Genomic DNA, 6,338 nt, shown 5'->3' with positions numbered 1-6,338 from the left:
GAAAAAGCCAGGAGTTCTGCGGACTGTCTCATTCTTTTGTTATCCGGGGAAAAAATCGGTATTAACCGACAGCCCCCTACAATGCCCAAATTACATCTTAAATTTATATCTTCCTTTTCCGTGACCGGATACTGGCTCAATAATATCTGCCTGCACTAAATTGGAAAGAAGTTTTGAAGCACCTGAACCTTTCAGCCCAAGAAGTTCCATAACTGCACTTCTTCCAAACACCTCATCGAAACCAAACTTTTCAAAAAGTCTATGGATATGAATCGTCGTTTTTACCGAGAAATCACTACCTTTTTCGGAAAGTACACTTTCATTATCCACTTTTGTATCTTGAATGTCCACTTTTTCTTCGTTCAAAAGTCCACTTATATGAAGATTTCGATTATGAAGCTCATTTTTCTCGTTCAAAAGTAGATTTCTGAGAAACGCTTCCAGATACTCTGTTGTTTCGTGAATACCTTTTCGCAAGTTCGTATAGTTTGCACGGACAAGTGCATTTCTGAAATACCACGCATTTTCTGCAAAAATATCATTGGTTGCAGAGAACCCAAGCGCCTTTAAGTATTTGATGAAGAACACTGCCGTTGTTCTCGTATTACCTTCCCCGAAGATATGGATTTGCCATAACCTTGAAACAAATACCGCAAGATGATGGATAATCTCGTCCATTGAAAGTCCTTTGTAGCTAAAATCTTTCTCCTGCGAAAAATCGTATTCAAGTGTAGCTCTCAGTTCGGACGCACTACCGTACATAACGGTTGCTCCATCAAGCACCCATTCTTTCTTTGTGATGTTGTAATCTCTAATCTTTCCGGCGTGTTTATAAATACCCTGAAAGAGTTTACGATGGATAGAGATATATTCGTTTGGCGAAAATGAAAACGCTGTTTCAGAAAGAATTTCTGCGATACGGGATGAAACCTTATCTGCTTCTTCGGTACGCTCATCATCGGACAAATGCACTGGTCTTTCTTCATAATAGCTGTCAATAAGACTCTGTGCTTCCTTCATCGTGATTTTACCTTCAATGTTCTGAATGGCAGTATCAATCAAATATTTAGATGGTTTGAGTCCGTCCACTGCCTGAAGTCCGATTGCCGTACTCCAAGCATACCCCTTATAAGCTTTATCCGGTTCAGACTCCCTCAAATATTCCTTAAACGGGTCTTTTTCCATATCCACTACCTCGCTTCATAGTCTTATAATTCAAATCTGCATTATTCGCTTTCCTGCATACCCTCATCGGCTTGTGCAATCATCTGTCTGTACTGTTCTTTTACACTTTCCGGTGCAAGCATCTGTACCTTGCCATTAAAGCCAGACACCCAACTGAAAAAGGCAGGACTGGCTGGTACTTCGGTCTGTACTCTGGAAGAAGTCATATCATACGCAAGGGTTGTCACATCTTCTCCAAAGCGGTCAACTATTATTGCAGAAAATAAAGCTTATGAACAGGTACTTGCTATGGTGCGTTTACATAGTGACTGCAATCATTATCAGTCCGAATACATTTAACCAGTCCATATACTCCTCCATAAATTCCGAGTTGTATTTCTGTTTGTTTTAAAAATGGGCAATCCCGATTGGAATTGCCCATTCATCGTACTAATTATGCGATTTTTTCTTGCTTGCACCGATTTCTGCATCAATTGATGTAAGTTTGATGTAAATCGCTGTTTTTTTCAGTTTTTTATCAAATGAAGTACGTCCTGTTTATTTTGCAAAACGGTACATCTTTACATCATCTTAGTACAGCTTTGCTCCTGCCGGGATCGCATCGTCCAGCATCAGCAGGTTCAGTCCTTCCCGTCCGTCGTACTCGTACACAGCGGAGATCAGCATGCCCTCGGAGGGAATACCCATCATCTTCCTCACAGGCAGGTTGGTGATGGCCACACATGTCTTTCCAACCAGCTCCTCCGGCTCGTAGTAGTCGTGGATACCGCTTAAGATGGTGCGCTTCCGGTCGGTTCCATCGTTTAAAATGAACTTGAGAAGCTTCTTGGACTTGGGAACCGCCTCGCACTCCTCGATCTTCACTACGCGGAAATCGGATTTTGCAAAGGTATCGAAATCCACCAGATCCTCGAATAACGGCTCGATCTTTACCTTGGAGAAGTCCACCGGCTCTGCCTTTGCTGCCGGCATGGCCTCAAGCTGCTGTGCAAGGACTTCGGCAGCCTGGTTCATGGCAGCGTCTAAGGAAGCGGCCTTCTTCTCTTCCTTCTTTCCTGCGTCCAGACTCTTCATTGTTGGGAACAGCAGGACATCGCGGATCGCAGCAGAGTCAGTCAGCAGCATGCACATACGGTCGATGCCGAAGCCGATGCCGCCTGTGGGAGGCATACCGATCTCCAGGGCATTTAAGAAGTCCTCGTCTGTGTGATTGGCTTCCTCATCTCCCTGGGCCAGCAGCTCCTCCTGGGCCTTAAAGCGCTCTCTCTGATCGATGGGATCGTTGAGTTCGGAATACGCGTTGGCCATTTCCCAGCCGTTCATAAAGAACTCGAAGCGCTCTGTATACTCTGGATTTTCCGGCTTCTTCTTTGTAAGGGGGGAGATCTCCACCGGGTGGTCCATGATAAAGGTGGGCTGTACCAGGTGCTCCTCTACAAACTCCTCGAAGAACAGGTTTAAGATATCGCCCTTTTTGTGGCGGGCCTTCACCTCGATGTTGTGCTCCTTGGCCGCAGCCTTAGCCTCTGCCAGGGTATGGATCTCATCAAAGTCCACGCCGGAATATTTCTTAACAGCTTCCACCATGGTCATACGGGCAAAGGGCTGTCCCAGATCCATTTCAATGCCGTTATAAACGATCTTTGTGGTCCCCAGGACCTCCTGGGCTACAAAGCGGTACAGGTTCTCTGTCAGATCCATCATGCCATGGTAGTCGGTGTATGCCTGGTAAAGCTCCATTAAGGTGAACTCCGGATTGTGTCTTGTATCCAGGCCCTCGTTACGGAATACGCGGCCGATCTCATACACGCGCTCCATACCGCCCACGATCAGCCTCTTTAAGTAAAGCTCCAGGGAAATACGGAGCTTCAGATCCTCGTCCAGGGCATTGAAATGAGTCTCAAAGGGTCTTGCGGCAGCTCCTCCGGCATTGGATACCAGCATGGGAGTCTCCACCTCCATAAAGCCCTCGTCAGCCAGGTATTTACGGATGGCGGCCAGGATCTTGGAACGCTTGATGAAGGTATCCTTTACATCCTCGTTCATGATCAGGTCCACATATCTCTGGCGGTAACGGATATCCGTATTGGTCAGTCCATGGAATTTCTCCGGAAGGATCTGGAGACTCTTGGAAAGCAGGGTCACGGAATGGGCATGGATCGAAATCTCGCCCATTTTTGTAGTAAATACAAAGCCCTTGATCCCTACGATATCGCCGATATCCATTTTCTTGAAATCCTTATATGTGTCCTCGCCCAGGTCATCCCGGCATACATAGCACTGGATGTTTCCCTTCAGATCCTGGACGTTGCAGAAGGAGGCTTTTCCCATCACACGCTTGCTCATCATACGTCCTGCGATGGAAACCTCCTTCCCCTCATACTCTGCATACTGCTCTTTTACGTCTGTGCTGTGCACAGTCACATCATATTTTGTGATCTGGAACGGATCCTTTCCATTTGCCTGAAGCTCTGCTAACTTTTCACGGCGCACCTTGAGAAGCTGGTTTAAATCCTGCTCCTGGCCGTTTCCCTTCTTCTGGTTTCCCTGCTCTGCCACTGCTCTTCTCTCCTTTTAGTAATTAATCCACTCTCTTGATATCTAATACCTTATACTGGAGCATTCCTGCCTGGGTTTCCACATCCACCACGTCGCCAACTTTTCTGCCGATCAGCGCATGGCCCACAGGAGATTCGTTGGAGATCTTGTTCTGAAGGCTGTTGGCCTCAGTGGAACCAACTAACTTAAACTCCATCTCTTCCTCGAACTCCACGTCATATACTTTGACAACACAGCCGATGCTGATCTTGTCAAGGTTCACTTCATCCTCAACAACGACTTCTGCATTCTTTAACAGCTTCTCCAGCTCATCGATCCTGGCCTCGATGTCCCTCTGCTCATCCTTGGCTGCATCGTACTCGGCGTTCTCGGATAAGTCGCCCTGCTCTCTGGCCTCTTTGATCTTCTGGGCGATCTCACGACGGCGGTTTACTTTAAGATCCTGAAGCTCATCTTCATATTTTTTCAGTCCTGCATAAGTCAAAATGTGTTTCTTATCTGCCATGACGTCATACCTTCCTTTATATTCAGGGCAAACTGCCCCTTTATACTAACATCCAGTGTATTATAGCGTGAACCCCTGGCATTGTCAAGAATCCGGCGGAGCGTTTTTCCTTATTCCGCCCCGCCGGATCCCATCCAGCCTCTATTCCTTTTAGAATTTAAAAATGTTTAACCCCGTATCCGGATCTTTGATCCGGTCCACGGTCCCGTCGATGACTGTGATGACCATTTCCAAGGTAGCTCCCACGGTTCCGGCGCTTAAATGGCCGCCGTACACGTTTCCGTTTTTATCTCCGGCCGCCGTATGCAGATGGCAGTAATACTCCCCGTCCATGGTATTGATGGTACCGGTGAGGGAAACGATCTCAAACATACCGTCAAAGTCGTTGCCCACAAATTTTCTCTGGTCCAGGTCGTAAACTCCCACATTCATATGGCTGAAGGTGCCCAGGGCGCTGATGCTGGCTAGTTTTATGTTCTCCTTAAGAGCCACCTTCTTAAGCTCGGCAAACAGGTCCTCGTTTCTGTCCATGCGGACGATCACTGTGTTTTCAAATCTGCGGTATTCCATAGTCAACGGTCTCCTTCCATATTATATAGTATATTCGCTCCATTTTTACTGGATCGCTTTCTTTTTCCAGCGTCCCCTCTTATAGCAGACAGCCGTCATGACGGCTCCCAGGACCCAAGAAAGGAGCAGGGAGATAAACACGCACTCGCTGCGCCCATTGGGAAGCTCCGGCGTTCTGGTGAGCCAGGAGATCCCATAGGCCACCGGGACACGGATCACAACTGTGGTGAACAGGGAGATCCACATGGGCGTCATGGTGTCTCCGGCTCCTCTCATGACGCCGGAAAGGCTCTGGGTCACCGCCATGGCGATATAGCCAACAGCCAGAATCCGCATCATATAGAAGCTCAGATCCACCAGCTCTGTGGTCGAAGTAAAGATCCCCATCAGATACCTTCCAAATATAAGGATCAAGGCCGTAATGGAGGCCGAAACGCCCATAGCCATGAGGGTCCCCTGTTTTGCTCCCTGCTCCACCCGGTCGTACTGCTTCGCTCCCACGTTCTGGCCCGCATAGGTGGTCATGGTGGTGCCGAAGGAGAAGTTGGGCATCATGGCGAAGCCGTCTACACGCATGATAATCACGTTGGCTGCGATGAGCATCTCCCCAAAGCTGTTGGTCAGCGACTGGACCATGATCATGGCCAGGGAGAAGATGGCCTGGGTCAAGCCTGACGGAAGTCCCAGACGGATGATGTTGAGGGCATTGTCCTTATGTGCCTTCAGATACCGGGGCTTCATATCAAAAAGCTCGCTCATCCTTGCAAGCTTTAAAAAGCAGAGAACGGCGGATACCGCCTGGGCAATGGCCGTAGCCAGGGCAACGCCGAAAACTCCCAGGCCCAGGCCTGCGACGAACCACACGTCCAGGACGATGTTGATGACCGTAGCCACCAGCAGGTATACCAGTGCGGAAACGGAATCCCCCAGTCCCCGGAGGACGCCTCCCAGGATATTATAATAAGCCACACCGGCGATCCCGTAGAACAAGACGGTCAGATAGGACGCGCACCAGTCGATGATGCTGGCCGGCGTATGTAAAAGCTCCAGCAGCGGCCGGACCACAAGGGAGCCCACGATCATAATGAATACCGAAGCGGCCGCCGTCAGAGTCACACAGCAGCCGATGGTCCTGGAAAGCTGCTCCCTGTCCCTGGCTCCGAAATACTGGGAGACCATGACGCTGGTCCCCACCGAGATCCCGATGAAAAGCACCAGCAGCATGTTAAAAATGGGACTGGCGCTGCCCACAGCCGCCAGGGCGTTGTCTCCCACAAATTTTCCCACGACGATGCTGTCTACGGTGTTATAAAGCTGCTGCGCGATGTTTCCGATGATCATCGGGATCGTAAAAAGCGCAATGTTTTTCCATGGTTTCCCCGCTGTCATATCCACGGGTGCAAATAATTTCTTCAGTGAAGCCATTCTTTTTATTCCCCTTTTTTTCTGATAGCTATTATTCTAGCATGGGTTTTTAAAAAAACAACCCGGCTGCTCTCCGATTTTCCGTCAGAGAACA

At 48.6% G+C, this 6,338-nt stretch carries 6 protein-coding genes; all 6 read right to left on the bottom strand.

Going from position 1 to position 6,338, the window contains the following annotated elements:
- Window positions 1-90 precede the first annotated feature (90 nt).
- Entirely contained in the window at window positions 91-1,185 is a 1,095-nt protein-coding gene (locus OCV69_RS13895; protein WP_158359894.1) for a Fic family protein, read from the bottom strand.
- Between the two features lie 41 nt (window positions 1,186-1,226).
- Window positions 1,227-1,436, bottom strand: a complete 210-nt coding sequence (locus OCV69_RS13890) for a WCX domain-containing protein (protein ID WP_470207087.1) — start codon at window positions 1,434-1,436, stop codon at window positions 1,227-1,229.
- Between the two features lie 319 nt (window positions 1,437-1,755).
- A complete protein-coding gene (gene lysS / locus OCV69_RS13885; protein WP_158359892.1) occupies window positions 1,756-3,744 on the bottom strand; it encodes a lysine--tRNA ligase in 1,989 nt (662 codons plus the stop codon).
- A 22-nt stretch (window positions 3,745-3,766) separates the two neighbouring features.
- Complete coding sequence (greA, locus tag OCV69_RS13880; RefSeq protein WP_022273844.1) at window positions 3,767-4,249, bottom strand: transcription elongation factor GreA; 483 nt, start codon at window positions 4,247-4,249, stop codon at window positions 3,767-3,769.
- 150 nt (window positions 4,250-4,399) lie between these two features.
- Window positions 4,400-4,819, bottom strand: coding sequence for a PPC domain-containing DNA-binding protein (locus OCV69_RS13875; protein ID WP_158359890.1), 420 nt, complete (start codon window positions 4,817-4,819; stop codon window positions 4,400-4,402).
- Between the two features lie 45 nt (window positions 4,820-4,864).
- Window positions 4,865-6,244, bottom strand: a complete 1,380-nt coding sequence (locus OCV69_RS13870) for an MATE family efflux transporter (protein WP_262563163.1) — start codon at window positions 6,242-6,244, stop codon at window positions 4,865-4,867.
- Window positions 6,245-6,338: the final 94 nt, after the last annotated feature.

The sequence above is a fragment of the Alitiscatomonas aceti genome (assembly GCF_025567195.1).
Taxonomy (GTDB): domain Bacteria; phylum Bacillota; class Clostridia; order Lachnospirales; family Lachnospiraceae; genus Alitiscatomonas; species Alitiscatomonas aceti.
This window is presented reverse-complemented; position numbering and strand designations above follow the sequence as displayed.